This window comes from Treponema primitia ZAS-2 (genome assembly GCF_000214375.1).
Lineage (GTDB): Bacteria > Spirochaetota > Spirochaetia > Treponematales > Breznakiellaceae > Termitinema > Termitinema primitia.
The window spans coordinates 306,780-325,050 of sequence record NC_015578.1; the positions used below are offsets into that span (position 1 = coordinate 306,780).

Here is an 18,271-nt window from a genome sequence, read left to right on the forward strand (position 1 = left end):
TACAATATTCCAGGATTAACAAATGAACGATACCCTCTATGATTTATTTCTTCGGCAATTCCAATTAGTACAGGGCCCTCATAAAGACCAGGAAGGAGATGAAATAATACCAACAAACGTAAAAAAGATATTTGATAAAGTTGTATCAATGATTATTGAGAGTAATGATAATTATGTTACTAAAAATGATTTATTTTTTCTGTTTCATGATGTGACATATACCCTTTTCCCTATATGGGAATCAAAAACATTGGTTGACAATGAAACCACAACTAATGTATTGAAAGGTTCTTATGCCAAACCAATTGTATTGGGAAATGATACTGAAAATAATATAGATGATTTTATAGCCAGGTATGATATGTTTAATATTAACTCACTTCCGCTTATTGAAATTGCTGGCTTTTTGGGGATAAAAGTTGTTAAAGAGAAAAAAATTCGTGAGGATTGTGTTGCTTATTATTCCCCTCTGGAAAATATGATAGTTATGGGGACTGATAATCCCCAAGCGTTTTTACATGAACTCGCACATGCAATAGACTGGACCTTACCAAACAGAGACCTTGATTCAGATATACGTGAAATAATAGCGGAACTTACGGCGGCCTGTCTTTGTACGCTTTATAATATTCCGGTTTATATGTTTCATTCAAGACTTTATATTAGATATTATGCCAAGGGGAGAAATTTAAAACAATGTGTTATGGATGCTCTAAAAAGGGTGGAAATGATATATCAGCATATAGAAAAGATACATGGGAGATAATAGTTTTGGCTTATTGGAAAATTGGATATTTTCTTGACAGGGCTATCGGTGTGGCGCTATGATATGGGGGAATAGGAGGAACGGGATGAGCAAACTGAGAATTGTTAGTTGGAATTGCCATTATGGATTTAGCGAAGAAAAACAAAAGACAATAATGGAGGCAGATATATTTAAGGGTGCAGACATTTATATTATACCAGAATGTAAAAAATCTGACTGGGAACGTCTAAATTACCCTAAACAAAATGCTGATTGGTATAGCGACGGAAAAGATGCTAAAGATTCGTCAGGCGGTATTAATGAGGAGAGAGATTTAGGCATTGGAATATTTTGTAAAAATGATATTACAATAAATCGTTTGGCTAAATATTGGAGCGATGATCCCAGTTTTCGTTATGTTTTACCATACCAAATAAACAAAGATGGAAAAGACTTTATCTTATTCGCTGTCTGGACAAAGAACAAGACCGATGTTACAGATCCACTTGATTATGTCCAAAAAGCTCATGCCGCTGTTGATTATTACAAAAATAAAAATTTATTGACGGGAGATGTAATATTGATAGGGGACTTCAATAGTAACGAAATATGGGATGATTGTTATAAAAGTAATCTTAATCACACAGCTTTGGTAAAAAAGCTCTCGGATTATTATATTGTTAACTCTGCCAAAAAATTCGATAAAGAAAAAATTGAAACATATTTTTACACATACAAATCACAAAAAAAGAAAGTTACAGACGATTACTGTTTTATTTCAAAACCATTATTGGAAAAAGTTACAGATTTTCATATTGGAGATTCGAAAGAATGGGTAGAAACAGACCTTTCTGACCACTGCCCTATAATGGTGGAGTTTACCCTTTAAGTTACTATCTGCCTAATATTTTAAACGGAGGACCGGCATCCCGGCCCTCCGTTTTTCCAAAAAAACCTTATAAAATTCATCTACCCTATCACTCTATGATAGATTGACGGTATATACTGACATTAACCGTCAAAAGCCATGACCAATGGAGGGATCAAATGTCTAAATACAATCAGGATTTAAATTATCTGCTTCGGGGCACAGATATTTCCGATACGGAACTTTTCGAAAAAATCACGGAGGCCGACAGGATAATCCTGGAAAAAAAGGTAAATCCGAAAATATTGGCCGAGGCATATCTTAAAAAAAGCCAATGCTTATCTATGCTTGGAGCGTATGGAGATGAAGAGGATGATAGGGATTATTCTGAAGAAAGCAAAGAAGCTCTAGAAAAAGTATTAGAATTATACCCCGGTATGACCGAGGCGATTGTATTATTAGGGGACTTTGCAATAAGGCCATCGGAATCAATAGTAATGTATACCAAGGCGATTGAATTAAAACCGGATTATGCGGCTGCTTATTGTAAGCGTGGATTTCACTATTACATTTCAGGAAAGTATAATCAGGCTATGGCTGACTATGACGAAGCGATACGGCTTAAACCGGATTATGCATGGGCTTATCTTTGCCGGGGAACTAATAGGCATGAATACAATCAGGCAATTGCGGACTTAACTGAGGCAATACGCTTAAAACCAAATGATGTGGGAGCTTTTCATAATCGCGGATCTAAATATTTGCGTCATAAGAAGTACGACAAGGCGATTGCTGATTTTACTGAAACAATACGCTTAATTCCGGATGATCCCAGATATTTCAATATGCGGGGGCGTGTATATGTTGTTAAAGGGGAGTATGACAATGCAATTAATGACTTCACCGAAGCAATACGATTAGGGCTGGATTGGCTGGATTATATTTTAGATATTTATTATAACCGGGGAATTGTATATGATGATAATGGCGAATACGAAAAGGCTATTGCCGACTATACCGAAGTAATACGTCTGAACCCGGAAGGCGCTGTAGAGGCCTACTATAATCGGGGACTATCGTATGCAGCCCTGGGGCAAAATGATAAAGCTACAACCGATTATGCCGAAGCAAAACATTTGGAGCTATTGAACCGTAAACTTACGTATGAGGGAAAAACTATTAGACGTCTTACTTATTATGATAGTTTTTTTGTGAGAAGTGATTTAGAAGAAAGGTCGGATAAGATTCTTGCTGATTGTACCAAGGCAATCCGATTACATCCAGGGGAGGCTGCTATCTTTTATGAACGGGGAAGATGGTATGATACTTTAAATCAATTTGATAAAGCTATATCCGATTATACTGAAGCAATACGCCTAGACCCGGAGAATGCTGAAAAAGCCTGTTATGACCGCGGGCGTATGTATGAATCTCTGGGCTTGCATGATGAGGCTGCATCTGATTATACCGAAGCGCTAAGCCTTTATATAAACAATAGAAAAAAGAAAGGGCTAACCGCCAGATGGTTTTAAAAAAGAAGGATGATTATTTCACCATATCATCCCATGATAGATTTACGTTATATATTGACATCACCCGTCGAAAGCCGTGGTCAATGGAGGAATCAAATGTCTAAATACACCCAGGAAATAGATTACCTAATCGTGGGGGCAGACATTTCCGAAGAAGAAATCGCGGAAATAATTACAGAAGCCGACAGGATAACCCTGGAAAACAAGGAAACTACGGAAAAAATCGCGGAAGCATACCTTAAGAAAAGCCAATGCTTGCAGAAGCTGGAAAAGTACAAGGAAAGCGAGTTGGTTATTGAGAAAGCGCTGGAACTGTCGCCCGAAATGGCCGAAGCTATTACCCAGTTGGGAAATATTTTTCGGAATGAAAAAAACTATGATGAGGCAATAGCCTACTATACGGAGGCAATACGGCTTAAACCGGATTATGCGGCGGCATTTAACAACCGGGGGGCCAGCTATGACCTCAAGGTTGATTTCCTTCAGACAATAGCGGACTATACCGAAGCGATACGCCTAAGACCGGATTATGCAATTGCCTATTATAACCGGGGAAACAAATACAAAGAGCTGGGACAGTTTGAGCAAGCCCGAGCGGATTGGGGAGAAGCTATTCGGCTAAAACCATTTTTAAAACATTTGGTAAACAGAGAAATCATCATCTTTTTAAGTGCCTCTGAGGACACTTCGGATAATGAGGAAATTGAACAGCTTACCCGTGCAATATACCTTAATCCCGATGATGCGACTCTTTTTCATAACCGAGGTTGGTTTTATGCCATGTGCGGTGAATATGACAAGACAATTGCCGGTGGGGTCGAAGCTATACGACTTGATCCGGACTCAGCCACTGGTTTTGAAAAACGGGGGAAGGTTTATGAGAAATTATTGAGAAAGCTTGACAAAGTGGCGAAGCGGCAAGGCTTGAAGAGGATCATTGTAATGGAAGCGATATTACAATTAAATTCATAGTCAGTTTTGTTTACAAGGATATACTGTAATTACTTGATGCAGAAGGACTAATTGCAGAAAACAAGAAATTCCTGAGAAAATAGCAGAGGCGTATCCTAATGTCTATAGAATTGTTGCGAATGTTACTTGGTTTGTCTTTTGGGGTATAAATAATGTTTGATTCTAAGAAAATTCCACCTGAAGTTCTTCATTTAGCATCGGAGGAAGCAAATGTCTAAATACAACCTGGAAATAAATTACCTGTTCATGGGTGCAGACATTTCCGAAGAGGAAATCGCGGAAATAATCACAGAAGCCGACAGGATAACCCTGGAAAACAATGAAACCCCGGAAAAGATCGCAGAAGCGTATCTCAAAAAAAGCCAATGCTTGCAGAAGCTGGGGAAGCGCCAGGAAAGCAGGGAACCTCTGGAGAAGGCGCTGGAACTGGCGCCCGCAATGGCTGAAGCCATTACCCAGTTGGGGAACATTCTTCACGGAGAAGAAAACTACGATGAGGCAATAGCCCGTTATACCGAAGCGATACAGTTAAAACCGGATTATGCGGCGGCATTTAACAACCGGGGGGTCAGTTTTGCTGGAAAAGGTGAATATAATAAGGCGATAGCGGACTATACGGAAGCAATACAGCTTAAACCGGATTATGCAATTGCCTATTATAACCGTGGAAATAAATACAGGAACATTGGAAAGTTTGAGCAAGCTCTGGTGGATCGGGAAGAAGCCATTCGGCTAAAACCAGGTTTAAAAGATTTGGGAATGGATCTGCCTCTTGATATTGTTCTTAGACACATAGTTGGTTCTGATGCCGATGAAATTTTTGAAATGTACAATGATGCAGAAAAAGTAATTAAGGAGGAAAAAGAAAAACCTGAGAAAATAGCGGAAACGTATCTTAAGCAAAGCTTATATTTATTTTTGAACGAAAAAGAAGAAAATGGCAAAGAAGCCATCAAAAAAGCTGCTGATTTATATTCCGGCATGGATGAGGCGGATGTCATCGTACTTAAATCAGATCTTGTCAGAGCTTTAAATGTCCATGGAACAACCGTGGGAGAAGGATTTGATGAAGGAATTGCCGAATGGACCGATGTCATAGGTAAAAATTCGTGGGAAAGAGCTATTTTTTTTAATAACCGGGGCAATACATTTATTGAAAAAGGCAGGTATATCAAGGCTTTTAGCGCATGGCAAGAGGCGATGCAACTGGAAAAAACAAGCGATGAAAGTAAAATAATATTTGACCAGGCTATTGCCGATTATACCAAGGCCATGGTATTAAATAAATCGACTCCGCGTAATTTTGCGAGAATGCTTAAAAACCGGAGTATTGCCTATATCGAAATCGGTGCATACGACAAAGCTATAGCGGATTGTGATGAAGCCCTGGCGCTCAGTAAAGATGAAGGCGTTTTTATCTTGTACCACCGCGGAATTGCTTATGACGCCAGTGGTGATCGCGAGCAGGCTATTGCCGATTACAGCAGGGCTATAGAATTAGCCCCCTGCAATTACGAGATGCTGTTCTATGAGCTATTCTATAGCCGGGGCCTTGCCCATGATGAAAAGGGTGAGTACGAACTTGCCATTGCAGACTATACCCAGGCGATATGTATTGCCGCTGCAATGTTTTCCCCTGGCGATGCCTTTGATGCATACTGCAACCGGGGCCTTGTCTACAAAGCGCTGGGACAGCGGGATAAGGCGGAAGCGGATTTTGCCAAATTGGACGGGAAAACTGCCTATAAACGGGGAAGAAAAAAGGGTATTTTGTCTACTTTAATTAATTTAATCGGATAAATAGTTCAGTCTATCGTTATATGATAGACTGAAATGATATTATGACTGCGTAAGGAGGAAAATACTATGTCGGCATTAGCTAATGTTATTTGGTTTATATTTGGGGGTATAAAGTATGTTTGATTCTAAGGATATTCCACCTGAAGCTCTTCATTTAGCTAAAGAAGCAGCCAATGCAAAAATAGGCATACTACCTATTGAATTTCCTAGAAATAATAGGATTATATCAGATACTTTATACAACGAATGTAAAAACATACTCGTTACTCAATTAATAAAAATGGGATTTGTTTCTTGGATTGAAGGTGATAAAATTTTATTATATTCTCTATATGATTTTGAGATTAAAAAAGTTGATTCTTTGATAGAAATTGAAGGCTATAAAGTTTTTTATTATTGTCCTGATTCTGACCCAAATGAAAAATCAGAGCTTATAGATTTAATATATATATGTGAACGTGCGAGCGATTTGGAAATGTCTCACGAAGACATGATACGTGATACGGAAAACATGATACGTATCATGATTGAAGGTTATTTTGAGGGCATGAAGTTCATTAGGAGAGTTAATGCAAAATTAGAAAAACTTGAAGAAGAGAAGAAGAAAGGCAGGATTGATGATGATAAGACAAAGAAAACAAGTTATTATTGGAAAAAATAAACGATAAAAGTAAAACACTGTTTGACCAGGCTATAAAAGATTATACAGAGGGTAGTAACTAAAAAACAAGCCTATGCGTCGGTGGTAGCCAATGAAATGGAGAAGCGAAGTGGACGGTGAAGGTAAAAAAATATGATTTCTCATAAAATAGCGAAATATGACCTGGATCTGAATTATTTGTTTCGAGGCACAGATATTTCAGATGCGGAACTTGTCGAAATAATCGCAGAAGCCGACAGGATAATCCTGGAAAACAAGGTAACTCCGGAAACATTGGCCGAGGCATATCTTAAAAAAAGCCAGTGTTTGCAGAAGCTGGGGAAATATCAGGAGAGCGAGGCGATTATTGAGAAAGCGCTGGAACTGGCGCCCGAAATGGCCGAAGCCATTACCCAGTTGGGAAATATTTTTCGGAATGAAAAAAACTATGATGAGGCAATAGCCCACTACACGGAAGCGATACGGCTTAAACCGGACTATGCGGCGGCCTTTAACAACCGGGGGGTCAGCTATGCCCGCAAGGGTGACTCTGTTCAGGCAATAGCGGACTATACCAAAGCGATACGCCTAAGACCGGATTATGAGACCGCCTATTATAACCGGGGAAACGAATACAAAGAGCTGGGGCAGGTAGAGCAAGCCTTGGCGGATCGGGAAGAAGCTATTCGGCTAAAACCGTTTTTAAAATATTTTGGAAACAAAACTATTCATTATTTTTCAAATGTCTCTGAGGACCCTTTTGATAATGAGGAAATTGAACAGCTTACCGGTGCAATATACCTTAACCCCAATAATGCAACTCTTTTTAATAACCGGGCTTGGCTTTATGCCAGGCGCGGCGAATATGACAAGGCAATTGCCGGCTGGACAGAAGCTATACGACTTGATCCGGAAAACACTTTTTATTTGGAAGGCCGGGGAGATGTGTATGCCGATAAACTGGGCGAATATGATAAGGCTATCGCGGACTATTCTGAAATTATACGCCTTGAGCCGTACTCAGCCGGTTGCTTTGAAAAGCAGGGGAAAATTTATGAGACATTGGGACAGCTTGACAAAGCGGCGGCGGATCGCGGCGAAGCGGCAAAGCTGGAAGAGGAGAATTCTGATATTGGTATAGATATTAAACATATGCTTGGGTCTATGGATTTTAACAAATTTCTTGAAATGCACGATGATGCAGAAGAAATAATCGAAGAAAACAAAGAAAGCCCTGAAAAATAGCGGAGATGTATTAACGTTTTGTGGTGAACGATATCCAAATTGTTTAACAAAAATTCTCAATATACTCCGCAGCACAGTGTGCTGCAATGGCCCCTTCGGCGGCGGCGACCACAACCTGGCGGAAGGGGCTGGCGCGGACGTCTCCGGCGACAAAAATGCCTGGGATTGAGCTGGCCATGCGCTGATCCGTGACGATATAACCTGCCTCGTCTTTTTCTGCGTCCGGAACCAGGCTGGTCTGGGGGGTGGTTCCGACGAATATGAATACTGCGTTTACCGGCTCTTCGTATTGAGTGTGATCCGCCGTGTTTTCCAGAATTACGGCGTTTACCTGTTTGTCCCCCAGAATTTTCACCGGGCTGGTGTTGAGCCGGACCTCAATGCGGGGGTCATGAAGTACCCGCTCGGCAAGGCTTTTCTGGGCGCGGAATTTGTCCCGGCGGTGGACCAGGAGCACCCGGTCAGACAGGAAGGCAAGAAACCGGGCTTCGTCGCAGGCCGCATCGCCACCGCCTACCACCAGGATACGCTTGCCCTTAAAAAAGGGGCCGTCGCAGGAGGCGCAGTAGGAGACACCCCGGCCGTTAAATTCCGCTTCCCCGGGTATGCCCAGTGTGCGGTGTGTGGCACCGGTGGCGAGGATTACTGCGCGGGCCTTGATTTCTCCACCACTTCCTAAAACAGCAGTAAAACTGTTTTTTTCATTTTTTAATGACAGGACGGCATCGCTTAGAATTTTTGCGCCGAAGTTTTCAGCCTGGCGGTGCATATCCTCTGCAAAGTCAAAGCCCGAGCGGGGGGTAGGGTCACCGGGGTAGTTTTCCAGTTTGTCAATGGACAGGGCCTGGCCGCCGGGGGAAAGCTGTTCAATGGCCAGAACCTTGAGGTTGGCCCGGCTGCCGTACTGGGCGGCGCTGAGACCGGCAGGACCGGCGCCTAAGATGAGTAAATCGGCTTCTAGCTGTGCCATAGCTGCTCCTTTGCAATACCTGTTATACTTTTTATATAATAAGAAAAGACCTATAGTACCGTCAACGGGGTTATGCTACACTATTTTTCTATGAAGAGTAAGTTTTTTGCCGGGGCGCTGGCCCTGGTTTTGGCTGAATTGGCCTTTGTACATCCCCTATGGGCCCAGACGCTTCAGTTTCCGGGGCTTGATCCTGATCCCAGTGCATCTGCATTTGCCCGGGTACGGGATTACAACTGGCAGGATATCGGGGAAATAGGGCTTTGGGCCTCCTCGGTAGGGGTTTCGGGGGCAAATACAGCAGCCTATGCGGAACTTATCCGGAACAGTGCAGCAGATCTGCTGGCCTTGCCGGATTTGCCCATTGATCTTCGGGAGCGGGGGGAATTTGTCCTTACCTTTATCCATCAGCGCTTCCTTAAGGGAGGCTATGTAGAACACCAGACCCGGCTGGACGAACTTTTCAGGACCGGCAGGTATAACTGCGTTTCTTCGGCGGTGCTCTACACCGTCTTTGCCTCCGCAGCGGGGCTGGATGTCCGGGGGGTGATGACCAAGGATCATGCTTTTATTACCGTGCATATTGGGGATGAGCTTATCGATGTGGAAACCACAAACCCCATGGGCTTTGATCCGGGGAACCGCCGGGAATTCCACGATGGATTCGGCAGGCTGACCGGCTTTGCCTATGTACCCGCCCGGAATTACCGGGACCGTACCGCCATCAGCCAGATTGAACTGGTCTCCCTCATCCTGACCAACCGCATCTCCGAACTGGAAACCCGGGGCCGTTATAACGAGGCGGTGCCTCTGGCTTTAAACCGGGCGGCCCTTTTGAAAGATCGCCGGGACCCGGTGGTTTCAGACTTTTTTTCGGATCCCCAGAAGGATCTTGTGGACCGGCTCCTCAATTACGGATCATCCCTGATGAAGTCCAACCAGGAGGCTGCGGCTCTCCAATGGGCTGCCTTGGCAAGCAGGCAGTACCCTGACCCGGTGCGCTGGCAGGAATTTATCTACGCCGACATGAATAACCTTCTGGTCCGGCTCCTGCGGGGCCAGCGTATCGCCGAGGCCCGGGATGCCCTGGAAGCTAACAAGGAGCTACTGAGTCCGGAAAACCTGGTTAAGCTGGACACCCTGGTGGTGGATGCGGAATTAGTACAGCTCTCCGCACGGGTCAAAACCGCCGAGGAAGCCCGGGATATACTGCAAATCATAGAATATGCCCTGGTCCGGGGTTCTCTTACCGAAAGCCGGGCCCGGGAGATACGGGATTTTGTCATTCTCAAGGAAGGGGAGCGGCTTTCTTCCGCCGGGGCTTCCCGGGACGCCATTGAGTATACCGAAGCGGCGCTTGCCAAATACGGCAGGGATCCCCAGCTGGAGGGATCTATCAGGGTGTACCGCTCAAACCGAGTGGCGGAGCTGCACAATGCCTTCGCGGCGCTTTTCAATGCCGGGGACTACGAACAGGCGAACCGCTTTATCCGCGCCGCATTGGAGGAATTTCCCCGGGACCGGAATTTGACCCAGGACCTCAGCTTGGTGGAGCGGGCTTTAAAGAGCCGGTAGGAAGCTGCAGCGTCTATTAAAAAGTTGATAGGCTGTTTCTGTTTAAATTTTTTTATCGATTTATTCGTGAGTCTGGTTTAATACCCCGCGGCTTGCCGCGGTTGTTACCAAGCGAAGCCTACGAAATTTGGTATTAAACCAAAGAACTCGCTTTCGCGAGGGAGGGTATAATAAACTTCCTATCGAACGAGCCTCCGTTCAAATTATGCAACGCTAAGGATACCGTGGGGCTTGCCCCGCAGAGGCTCATTATTTTTCTGCATTGGCGTTGAATTCCGTAGAGAATGATTTTTGTACCTGCTCTGCAAGGGCAGTATAGGCACGCCGTTTTGCCACATCCGGGGTTACCGCACTGGCGCTGCCTGCGGAAGCATTATAGGTGAACAATGCGCCGGAGCTTCCGGTAAAAACCGCTTGCAGCGAAGGGTAGTAAAAAATACCCAATTCGCGTTTCTGCATTCCTTCGTCTACAGTGATGGTGCAGACTGCAGCAGCTCCGGCGCGGGTTTTGGCAACCGGGAAGCCTTCGGAGATGAGGGCGCGGGAAAAGGCATTGACGATAAGGGATTCAAAGTCTACCGGGCAGTCGATATAAACGTCAGCGTTCCGGCGGGCATTGTCGATTTTTTGCGGCAGAGACGCAGTATTGCTGCGCACTACAGAAAAAACGACGTTCATTTTTGCCGAATTTAAGATTTGCCCAAAACTATAGGCGGCCTCGAAATCCGCGCTTTGGGCGTATCTGTTCGTTACACCCCAAAGCAAGGCTTTTTTGAATAAATCACCCTCGGTTTCCGCAGCCTGATACAAGCCTCTCAATGCTTCTGCCTGTTTTTGAAAACGTGGTTCGTAAATTGCCCATGCTTCGGCGCGGTCTATATAGGCCGTAGTCTCCCATTGTTTCTCCGCCTTGTTAAACCAAGCTTCGGCATACCGAACTGCAAAAAGTTCAGTCTGCGAATTGACAAGGATTTCGGATGTGGCTGCGAGCTGCGTTTCTGTTGTTACACCGTTCGTCTGCCGCTCGAATTCTAAAATGCCTGTGGCGCTTCTTACCTCACTGATAAAATAGCGGGAAATTGCGGCGGCAGCGGAGGCTTCGGCGGCCTCGCGGGTTTGGCCCTGGCCGTGTTGGGCGATGTAGGTGTCAGCAGGGTACACGCGGGTGATGGCAGAAGGGGATTTAGCCCAGTCGGGGAGCGGAGCGGTGGCACATGAGAGGAGGAAAACTGTGAAGGCGCATAAAGCCGCTGGGCGGAAGATTTTATAATGTGATTCCGGCAATTTTGTCCTCATCAGGGGGTTTTATATTTTGCACAGGAGGTGGTTCCCGAACTCCATTGCCCCGTTTTGTATTATATCACGCCAGCTTTTTTCATCCCCGGTTATTGGATTTTCAATCCAGTATTTTTCGTCCCAGTCAAGAAGCGCTATTACTTCGTTGGCAGGTTTATTGGCATTTACGGAATTCTCAAAAAATACGCCGCAAACATTATAGAACCGCTTCTTCAACTCCCCGATCATTTGTTCAATATCGGGTTGAACTAAATGGGAGGATAAAATACAGGCATCCGCTTCTTTAAAATGGGAACTGAAAAAGTCAGGTACGGATTGATACTCTTTTTCCTGGAAACTCCGGTTCATCAGCGAGATTGTCTTGATATTATTATTGCCAATGCGTATACGGATATCAAATGTCAGATTACAATCAAGATGTTGATATCTGTTAAAGGCAACAAACCGTATTAGCTCCTTTTGGAATGTAGTTTTTCCTGTATAGTCATCGCCAATTAATATGTATGCCCATTTTATCATGGTTTTCCTCCTGATATTTCTGAGTTTTTCAGCGCAGTAAATATACGTTGATTTCGTATAACAGTTGCCCCCCCCTGTATTTTTATCGCCGAGTCCAATTCTTGCCATCATACGTGTAAGTCCCTGCACGTTTACCCTGCCTCTCATAAAAACCATCAAATCCGGAAATTGAGTTGTTATATGCAAGATTAGTATCGAGTTTAACACCGCCTCCTATAGTCACGGTTGTCAATAGATTTCCGGCAAATGCTACGGCACCAATAGATGTAACGCTATTGGAGATGGTAATGCTGGTTAATTGATTTCTAGAAAATGCACCGCCTTCAATAGAAGTAATGCCATTAGGAATAATGACATCGGTTAATTTATTATTGGCAAATGCATTATTTTCAATAGAGGTAATACTATTAGGAATAATAACACTGGTCAATTTTCCGCCGTTTAATGCGCCGCTTCCATATAGGTTATACCCAATAGCGGTAATGCTATTGGGTATGGCGATACTGGTCACCTCTCTCAAGTTTAACTCATTCCAACTAATAGAAGTAACGGGTATACCATCAATGCTTGACGGTATAGCAATGTCTTCTAAAGGACTGGAGTATCTTGTTATTTTTCCTCTTTCAAATCCAAATAACTTATTCCGTGCTGTCCTCGCTTCCGTCAAGAAATTACCCCGGGGTAACTGGAGATATTCTTCTTTGGTGGTAATCATGATATGACCATCTCTGCCTGCTGTTTCAGCGGCAATGCCGTCCACACTGACCATTTTCATGGTTAATTTGTCGGTAATTAAATCAGCCTTGACTGCCGGGAAGAGTACTAAATTTGTAACAATCGGCTCTGGTATTATTGTCAAGGGGTTTATTAACCGTTTCTTCTCCCATCTTTTTCCTTCCTCAAGCTTTACATCAAAGAACCATCCATACGGCAAAATGATACTCTCTCTGCCTAGGCTAATCCCCTTTTCATTCACCAGTTCTGCAACAATGGTAAAGGCGCTATGCCGTTTTGTAAAAAAATCTGCGCCCTGGGTTACTGTTTTAACCGGCCAGTCCGACAAGCCCCAATCTCCGGTTTTGCCGGTAGCCTCTAAACCTACTTTTATAGTGTTTACCAATTTTTCCATGGTATCAAGCCATACAGTAGAAGCGGGAAGCAGCTCTATTTCAAAACTAATGGGGACAGTTTCATTGGCATAATTGACGGCGCCAGTCTGCAAATCCGTGGAGTATACCAAGTCATAGGGAACGGCGGGAGTTTTTACATAATTTCTTAAATAATTTTCCGTTTCCGTTAAACGCGTAAGCCATGCCCTGCGCCATGCAATATCGTTCCGGGTATTCTCTCCGATATTGCCGCTGGAGATATCCGCAGACATCACCGATGCCCGGCTTACCGCTTCGGACAAAGAAGGATCAATGGAGGCTGCCTGAAAGTAATAAGCCAGGGTCTCCACCACCGTCCCGCTCTTTTGGGCGGTAATACCTTTGGCAAGGGCGGTTTCACCATTAATGGCCTGTTGGGCGCCGGCTCCGGTAAGTTCTTCCCTGCCTTTCGCGGTAAGCGCAACCCCCATTTGGGTAAGCAGGTCCAGGGAGGCTTTTTTTATGCCCGTGAAATTGTCCAGTTCTCCGGCTGTACAGGCGCCGGAATAGGACGCCTTTGTTACGGCGCTTGCGGTATCGGTTATCTGTACCTGCAATGCAAAACCTGAGGCCGTTTTTGTCAGCGCCCCGGTCAGGACATAGCCCACATTGGCGATTTCCCCAATGTGGGAATAATCTTCTGCGCTCTTATAGATACCGCTTTCGGTTTCCGTAAGCACCTTTTCCAGGCTTTGCCGGTCCAGTACGGATATGGCGGAAAATTTGCTTAAATCCCCTACAAAAACGCCCTGTACCAGGGTGGGCAGGTATGCCTCGGCGACGGAGAGGTTCTTCCCTTCGGGAATCAATATGGCAAGGCTGGTCCCCTTGCTGCCATCCCCGTCATAGTAGGGGTTTTGGGGTACAGGGGGCGGCGGTGGAACGGGGCTTGCATCCGGAAGCGGGGTGGCCTGCTGGGTTCCGTTTGCTGGCTGTGCAGGGGTGGGGGCCGAGGCTGCTTGCTGTGTTCTGTTTCCGGGCTGTACGGCGGCGGGAGTTGAGTCTGGGGCGGCCTGCTGTGCTGGTTTCTCTTTACCGCCCCCAGCGTAGAGGGTAAAAGCGGCGGATAAAAGCAGTGCAAGGATAATCAACTTTTTCATAGTATGCCTCCATATATAAATTTTTGCCAAATAGTCATAAATTTATATACAAAACACATGACATAATGCCAAGTAGTCAATAATGATTTTTGACTAATAGATAGTAGGTATGGCTTTGAAAGGGCTTTTTGTGGTAAACCTGAAAAAATTCAGAAAAGAGGAGGGCCTGTCCCAGGAGGCACTTGCCAAACGATGCGATGCTTCCGCCAATCATATAGGGCAGATCGAGATGGGCCGGAGATTTCCTTCGATAGAATTAATAGAAAGGATCGCCGCAGTTCTGAAAGTGAAACCCTACCGCCTGTTTAAGGATGAAACCGGGGAAGAGCCGGACGAAAACCGGGAAACCAGGGACTTTCTGGCAAATTTGCCGGATCGGGTTAGGCGGGTCCTTAAAACGCAGCTTCTGACGGCAATTAGCGACGATATTGACGAGACATTGAAACCGTAAATCAAATTTTATGAAAAGACTTTTATAATTGCCTTAGCCAAGGGCTCTTTAATCTCGTTATGCCGGGGAACTGCCTGCACGGCGCCTGTTTTATGGTTGACATACCAATCGTGATTCGCCCCATGCCGTTCAAGAACCGCTCCAAGTTTACTGATCTTTTTGATGAGATCGGCCCTTTTCATGCGGTTACTTTAATTTTTCCTGGATGTCGTATGTACGGAATAGTATTGGATTTTATATCATCATACAGTGATTTCAGCATTTCTTCCAATTCTTCAAGGGTTTGCCCTTGAGTCTGATAATCCGGATAATCATTAAGATGGCCTATAAACCAAGCTTCGTACTGATAATAGGTATAACCCAGTTCCACCTTTGTATCCTCCATGGTTATTTTAATATGTCATGGGCTTGATTACAAGATCATCGATTAGCACCGGGACCCTTTCTTTCCCGCCCCATTCCAATTATACTATGGATGATACTCAATTTTCGGAGGAAGTATGGCTCATTGTGTAGTACCGGAAGCGGAAGCTATTCTGGACAAGGAATTTCCCGTTTTGGACAAGGGATTTATCCGCCTGGTGGATTATATGGGGGGGGACGAGCGGGTGGTGCAGTCCGCCCGGGTTTCCTACGGGGAGGGGACGAAAAGTTACCGGGAGGATGCGGGGCTCATCGACTACCTGCTGCGGAACCGGCATACCAGTCCCTTTGAACAGATTTCCCTTACCTTCCATGTAAAGATGCCCATTTTTATCGCCCGGCAATGGATACGCCACCGTATGGCCCGGCTCAACGAGATTTCCGGCCGTTATTCGGTGATGAAGGACGATTTTTACGTGCCTGGGCCGGAGGATGTGGCGCTCCAGAGTACGGACAACAAACAGGGCCGGGCGGAAACGGTTATTGAGCCGGCGAAGGTGGAACGGGTGCGGTCTTTCCTGGGTGAAGGGCAAAAACATGCCTACACCGAGTATACTTCCCTGATCGATCAGGGAATTGCCCGGGAAATTGCCCGGATCAACCTGCCCCTGTCCCTGTATACCGAAATTTACTGGAATATTGACCTCCATAACCTGTTTCACTTCCTGGAACTGCGCCTGGGGGCTCATGCCCAGAAGGAAATCCGCCTTTATGCCCAAACCCTGCTGGAAATAACCAAAAAAGTGGTTCCCCGGTGTTGCGAGTCCTTTGAAAAACACCTCTTGGGAGGGATGAATTTCTCAAAAGAGGAATTTGCGGAGCTGAAGAAGCGGCTTGGACAGGGCGGGGAAAGCGGCCTGACCGGGAAAGCTTTAGAGCGCTTTGAGGAAAAACTCCGTTCCGGAGAAAATCATTCATAAAAAATAAATAAGGAGCGTAAGATGAAAGGACCAATTTTAGTGGTATTAGCTGCGGGCATGGGCAGCCGTTACGGCGGGCTCAAGCAAATGGACAAGATTGGCAAAAGCGGGGAAGTGCTCCTGGACTATTCGGTATTTGACGCCAAACGGGCGGGCTTTACCAAGGTGGTGTTTATTATTCGCCACGATATCGAAAAGGACTTCCGGGAAATTGTCCTCAGCCGGATCAAGGGCATTGAATGTGAGCTGGCTTTCCAGGAACTGGACAGCATCATCCCCTCGGATGTGCTGGAGGCAAGCCGGAAGGCCGGCCGGACCAAGCCCTGGGGTACCGCCCACGCCCTGCTCTGTGCCCGGGATAAGATCGACGCCCCCTTCACGGTGCTTAACGCCGACGATTTTTATGGTAAAGAAGCCTTTGACGTCATCGGAAAATACCTGGCGGACCCCAATATCACTGACGGGGCCATCGTGCCCTACCGGTTGGAAATGACCCTCAGCCCTCAGGGCACCGTAACCCGGGGGGTCTGCGAGGTGGTCAACGGCTATCTTGGGTCGGTGGATGAACTGAAGTCTATCGAAAAAAAGGACGGCGCAATTTTCAACACCGGCGCTGACGGGAAGAAACAGCCTCTGGCGGCGGATACTCCGGTGTCCATGAATTTCTGGGGTTTTCCGGTGAGCATCTTCCCCAAACTGCAAAACTACTTTGACGATTTCCTGAAAAGCTCCGGGGCCGAGCCTAAGAGTGAATGTTACCTGCCCCTGGCAGCGGATTGGTTTATCAAGAACAAGCATCTGAAAATCCGGGTCCTCAAGGCGAACTCTGAATGGTTCGGGGTAACCTATAAAGAGGACCGTGAATCCGCGGTGAACCGCATCGCCCAACTGGTTACACAAGGGGTCTACCCGGAATCGCTCTGGGGAGTGTAATGGCTGGGGATCGGCTTTCGCTCCTTACTGGGCTCCTGGATAAATTCGCCATCTACGGCGAATTTGAGTCTGCCGAGCCCTTTGGTTCGGGGCACATTAACGCTACTTTCAGGTCCCGGTGGAATCAGGCGGGGGTACCGGTGCGGTATCTGCACCAGCGGATAAACGAAAAGGTGTTTCTCCGCCCCCATGAGGTAATGGAAAACATACAGCGGGTCACCGCCCACATCACAGAAAAACTGCGGGGCGCCCCGGGCTGGAGCCGGCGGACCCTGACCCTGGTTCCCGGCCGGGACGGAAAGCCCTGGGTACGGGATGCTGAAGGGGGCTGGTGGCGGACCTACCTTTTTATCGAAGGTACCCACAGCCAGGAAGTGGTTTCCTCCCCCGGGGAAGCGGCTTTTCTGGGAAAAAGCATTGGGCATTTCCAGAAGCAGTTGGCGGACCTTGGAGGGGAGCGGCTTCACGAAGCTATCCCTGATTTTCATAACATGGAATATCGGTACCGCCGCTTTTACGAAGCTCTTGCCAGGGATACTGCGAACCGGGCCGGAGAGATCCCGGAAGAAATCGCCTTTATGCGTGAAAATGAGGACCGGGGATGTATCCTGATCCGGGCGCTTAGGGACGGCAGTATTCCTGAGCGGATCTGTCACAACGATACTAAACTGAACAATATTCTTATCGACGATGTTGATTCCGAGGCCCTCTGTGTAGGGGACCTGGATACGGTGATGCCCGGAACCATCCTTTTTGATACCGGGGACCTGATCCGCACCGTAACTACCCGGGCGGAGGAGGATGAGCGGGATCTTTCCCGGGTGGTCTTTGATCCGGAACTGTTTAAGTTTCTTATGGAAGGGTACCTTTCCGAGGCTGCAGAATTTCTCACTGGCGAAGAACGGGGGCTCCTTGCAGAATCGGGCCGGACTATCACCCAGATCATGGGTCTGCGTTTTCTTACGGATTACCTTGAGGGGGATCAGTATTACCATATCGACCGGCCCGGGCATAACCTGGATCGCTGCCGTAATCAGATTGCCCTGATCCGGTCCATGGATTCTCGGTGGGGTGAGGCAGAGAGGATTATTAACAAGCTAGACTTTTCAGGAAGCGCCGGAGCTTCCTGAAAAT

18 protein-coding genes are annotated in these 18,271 nt (G+C 46.1%); 12 read left to right on the top strand and 6 right to left on the bottom strand.

The window, feature by feature from the left end; genetic code table 11:
• Nucleotides 1–22 precede the first annotated feature (22 nt).
• The 7 genes from TREPR_RS01335 to TREPR_RS01365 all read left to right on the top strand — a co-directional run bounded on the left by TREPR_RS01335 (nucleotide 23) and on the right by TREPR_RS01365 (nucleotide 7,802).
• Nucleotides 23–766: a hypothetical protein gene (locus tag TREPR_RS01335; RefSeq protein WP_015706476.1), complete on the top strand. Its 744-nt coding sequence runs from the start codon at nucleotides 23–25 to the stop codon at nucleotides 764–766.
• Between the two features lie 85 nt (nucleotides 767–851).
• Nucleotides 852–1,634: an exonuclease/endonuclease/phosphatase family protein gene (locus tag TREPR_RS01340; protein ID WP_015706477.1), complete on the top strand. Its 783-nt coding sequence runs from the start codon at nucleotides 852–854 to the stop codon at nucleotides 1,632–1,634.
• 158 nt (nucleotides 1,635–1,792) lie between these two features.
• Complete coding sequence (locus TREPR_RS01345) at nucleotides 1,793–3,145, top strand: tetratricopeptide repeat protein (protein WP_015706478.1); 1,353 nt, start codon at nucleotides 1,793–1,795, stop codon at nucleotides 3,143–3,145.
• Between the two features lie 96 nt (nucleotides 3,146–3,241).
• Entirely contained in the window at nucleotides 3,242–4,117 is an 876-nt protein-coding gene (locus TREPR_RS17735) for a tetratricopeptide repeat protein (RefSeq protein ID WP_052299685.1), read from the top strand.
• 210 nt (nucleotides 4,118–4,327) lie between these two features.
• A complete protein-coding gene (locus tag TREPR_RS01355; protein ID WP_015706479.1) occupies nucleotides 4,328–5,917 on the top strand; it encodes a tetratricopeptide repeat protein in 1,590 nt (529 codons plus the stop codon).
• A gap of 115 nt (nucleotides 5,918–6,032) precedes the next feature.
• Nucleotides 6,033–6,578 carry a hypothetical protein gene (locus tag TREPR_RS01360; RefSeq protein ID WP_015706480.1) on the top strand — a complete coding sequence of 182 codons (546 nt, stop codon included), beginning with the start codon at nucleotides 6,033–6,035 and terminating at the stop codon, nucleotides 6,576–6,578.
• A 132-nt stretch (nucleotides 6,579–6,710) separates the two neighbouring features.
• Nucleotides 6,711–7,802: a tetratricopeptide repeat protein gene (locus TREPR_RS01365; protein ID WP_015706481.1), complete on the top strand. Its 1,092-nt coding sequence runs from the start codon at nucleotides 6,711–6,713 to the stop codon at nucleotides 7,800–7,802.
• A gap of 43 nt (nucleotides 7,803–7,845) precedes the next feature.
• On the opposite strand, the gene trxB is transcribed toward TREPR_RS01365, so the two are convergent.
• Complete coding sequence (trxB, locus tag TREPR_RS01370; RefSeq protein WP_015706482.1) at nucleotides 7,846–8,772, bottom strand: thioredoxin-disulfide reductase; 927 nt, start codon at nucleotides 8,770–8,772, stop codon at nucleotides 7,846–7,848.
• 90 nt (nucleotides 8,773–8,862) lie between these two features.
• Here trxB and TREPR_RS01375 point away from each other — a divergent pair, with 90 nt between their 5' ends.
• Complete coding sequence (locus TREPR_RS01375; RefSeq protein WP_015706483.1) at nucleotides 8,863–10,347, top strand: hypothetical protein; 1,485 nt, start codon at nucleotides 8,863–8,865, stop codon at nucleotides 10,345–10,347.
• Nucleotides 10,348–10,596: 249 nt separating this feature from the next.
• Here the strand turns inward: TREPR_RS01375 and TREPR_RS01380 are convergent, their stop codons facing one another.
• The 3 genes from TREPR_RS01380 to TREPR_RS17740 are packed head-to-tail and all read right to left on the bottom strand — an operon-like array spanning nucleotide 10,597 to nucleotide 14,410.
• Nucleotides 10,597–11,631 (bottom strand): hypothetical protein, encoded by a 1,035-nt coding sequence (locus TREPR_RS01380; RefSeq protein ID WP_041610968.1) that lies wholly within the window; start codon nucleotides 11,629–11,631, stop codon nucleotides 10,597–10,599.
• Nucleotides 11,632–11,652: 21 nt separating this feature from the next.
• Nucleotides 11,653–12,273 (bottom strand): hypothetical protein, encoded by a 621-nt coding sequence (locus tag TREPR_RS01385; RefSeq protein ID WP_148257209.1) that lies wholly within the window; start codon nucleotides 12,271–12,273, stop codon nucleotides 11,653–11,655.
• The gene (locus TREPR_RS17740; RefSeq protein WP_015706486.1) at nucleotides 12,245–14,410 is read right to left on the bottom strand and encodes a leucine-rich repeat protein; all 2,166 of its coding nucleotides are present in this window, start codon (nucleotides 14,408–14,410) and stop codon (nucleotides 12,245–12,247) included. Before TREPR_RS17740 ends, TREPR_RS01385 begins: the two co-directional genes overlap by 29 nt.
• A gap of 115 nt (nucleotides 14,411–14,525) precedes the next feature.
• Between TREPR_RS17740 and TREPR_RS17745 the strand changes: the two genes are divergently transcribed.
• Nucleotides 14,526–14,861 carry a helix-turn-helix transcriptional regulator gene (locus TREPR_RS17745; protein WP_201765754.1) on the top strand — a complete coding sequence of 112 codons (336 nt, stop codon included), beginning with the start codon at nucleotides 14,526–14,528 and terminating at the stop codon, nucleotides 14,859–14,861.
• Between the two features lie 8 nt (nucleotides 14,862–14,869).
• Here TREPR_RS17745 and TREPR_RS18080 read toward each other — a convergent pair whose 3' ends face one another.
• Both TREPR_RS18080 and TREPR_RS01400 read right to left on the bottom strand, forming a co-directional pair.
• Nucleotides 14,870–15,043, bottom strand: a complete 174-nt coding sequence (locus tag TREPR_RS18080; protein ID WP_015706488.1) for a type II toxin-antitoxin system HicA family toxin — start codon at nucleotides 15,041–15,043, stop codon at nucleotides 14,870–14,872.
• The gene (locus TREPR_RS01400) at nucleotides 15,040–15,231 is read right to left on the bottom strand and encodes a hypothetical protein (RefSeq protein WP_015706489.1); all 192 of its coding nucleotides are present in this window, start codon (nucleotides 15,229–15,231) and stop codon (nucleotides 15,040–15,042) included. The genes TREPR_RS18080 and TREPR_RS01400 overlap by 4 nt, the downstream gene beginning before the upstream one ends.
• Before the next feature lie 130 nt (nucleotides 15,232–15,361).
• On the opposite strand from TREPR_RS01400, the gene thyX reads away from it, so the two are divergent.
• From thyX to TREPR_RS01415, 3 genes are read left to right on the top strand one after another with little or no spacing between them, the layout of a single operon-like run.
• Entirely contained in the window at nucleotides 15,362–16,204 is an 843-nt protein-coding gene (gene thyX, locus TREPR_RS01405; RefSeq protein ID WP_015706490.1) for an FAD-dependent thymidylate synthase, read from the top strand.
• 21 nt (nucleotides 16,205–16,225) lie between these two features.
• Nucleotides 16,226–17,137 carry a nucleotidyltransferase family protein gene (locus TREPR_RS01410; protein ID WP_015706491.1) on the top strand — a complete coding sequence of 304 codons (912 nt, stop codon included), beginning with the start codon at nucleotides 16,226–16,228 and terminating at the stop codon, nucleotides 17,135–17,137.
• Nucleotides 17,137–18,267, top strand: coding sequence for a phosphotransferase enzyme family protein (locus TREPR_RS01415; RefSeq protein ID WP_015706492.1), 1,131 nt, complete (start codon nucleotides 17,137–17,139; stop codon nucleotides 18,265–18,267). Before TREPR_RS01410 ends, TREPR_RS01415 begins: the two co-directional genes overlap by 1 nt.
• The last annotated feature ends 4 nt before the right edge of the window (nucleotides 18,268–18,271 follow it).

What these genes read in the sequence shown, in the direction of transcription:
- TREPR_RS01335 (WP_015706476.1), top strand. Translation starts at nt 23, where the DNA reads ATGAACGATACCCTCTATGATTTATTTCTTCGGCAATTCCAATTAGTA.
- TREPR_RS01340 (WP_015706477.1), top strand. Translation starts at nt 852, where the DNA reads ATGAGCAAACTGAGAATTGTTAGTTGGAATTGCCATTATGGATTTAGC.
- TREPR_RS01345 (WP_015706478.1), top strand. Translation starts at nt 1,793, where the DNA reads ATGTCTAAATACAATCAGGATTTAAATTATCTGCTTCGGGGCACAGAT.
- TREPR_RS17735 (WP_052299685.1), top strand. Translation starts at nt 3,242, where the DNA reads ATGTCTAAATACACCCAGGAAATAGATTACCTAATCGTGGGGGCAGAC.
- TREPR_RS01355 (WP_015706479.1), top strand. Translation starts at nt 4,328, where the DNA reads ATGTCTAAATACAACCTGGAAATAAATTACCTGTTCATGGGTGCAGAC.
- TREPR_RS01360 (WP_015706480.1), top strand. Translation starts at nt 6,033, where the DNA reads ATGTTTGATTCTAAGGATATTCCACCTGAAGCTCTTCATTTAGCTAAA.
- TREPR_RS01365 (WP_015706481.1), top strand. Translation starts at nt 6,711, where the DNA reads ATGATTTCTCATAAAATAGCGAAATATGACCTGGATCTGAATTATTTG.
- trxB (WP_015706482.1), bottom strand. Translation starts at nt 8,772, where the DNA reads ATGGCACAGCTAGAAGCCGATTTACTCATCTTAGGCGCCGGTCCTGCC.
- TREPR_RS01375 (WP_015706483.1), top strand. Translation starts at nt 8,863, where the DNA reads ATGAAGAGTAAGTTTTTTGCCGGGGCGCTGGCCCTGGTTTTGGCTGAA.
- TREPR_RS01385 (WP_148257209.1), bottom strand. Translation starts at nt 12,273, where the DNA reads ATGATGGCAAGAATTGGACTCGGCGATAAAAATACAGGGGGGGGCAAC.
- TREPR_RS17740 (WP_015706486.1), bottom strand. Translation starts at nt 14,410, where the DNA reads ATGAAAAAGTTGATTATCCTTGCACTGCTTTTATCCGCCGCTTTTACC.
- TREPR_RS18080 (WP_015706488.1), bottom strand. Translation starts at nt 15,043, where the DNA reads ATGAAAAGGGCCGATCTCATCAAAAAGATCAGTAAACTTGGAGCGGTT.
- thyX (WP_015706490.1), top strand. Translation starts at nt 15,362, where the DNA reads ATGGCTCATTGTGTAGTACCGGAAGCGGAAGCTATTCTGGACAAGGAA.
- TREPR_RS01410 (WP_015706491.1), top strand. Translation starts at nt 16,226, where the DNA reads ATGAAAGGACCAATTTTAGTGGTATTAGCTGCGGGCATGGGCAGCCGT.
- TREPR_RS01415 (WP_015706492.1), top strand. Translation starts at nt 17,137, where the DNA reads ATGGCTGGGGATCGGCTTTCGCTCCTTACTGGGCTCCTGGATAAATTC.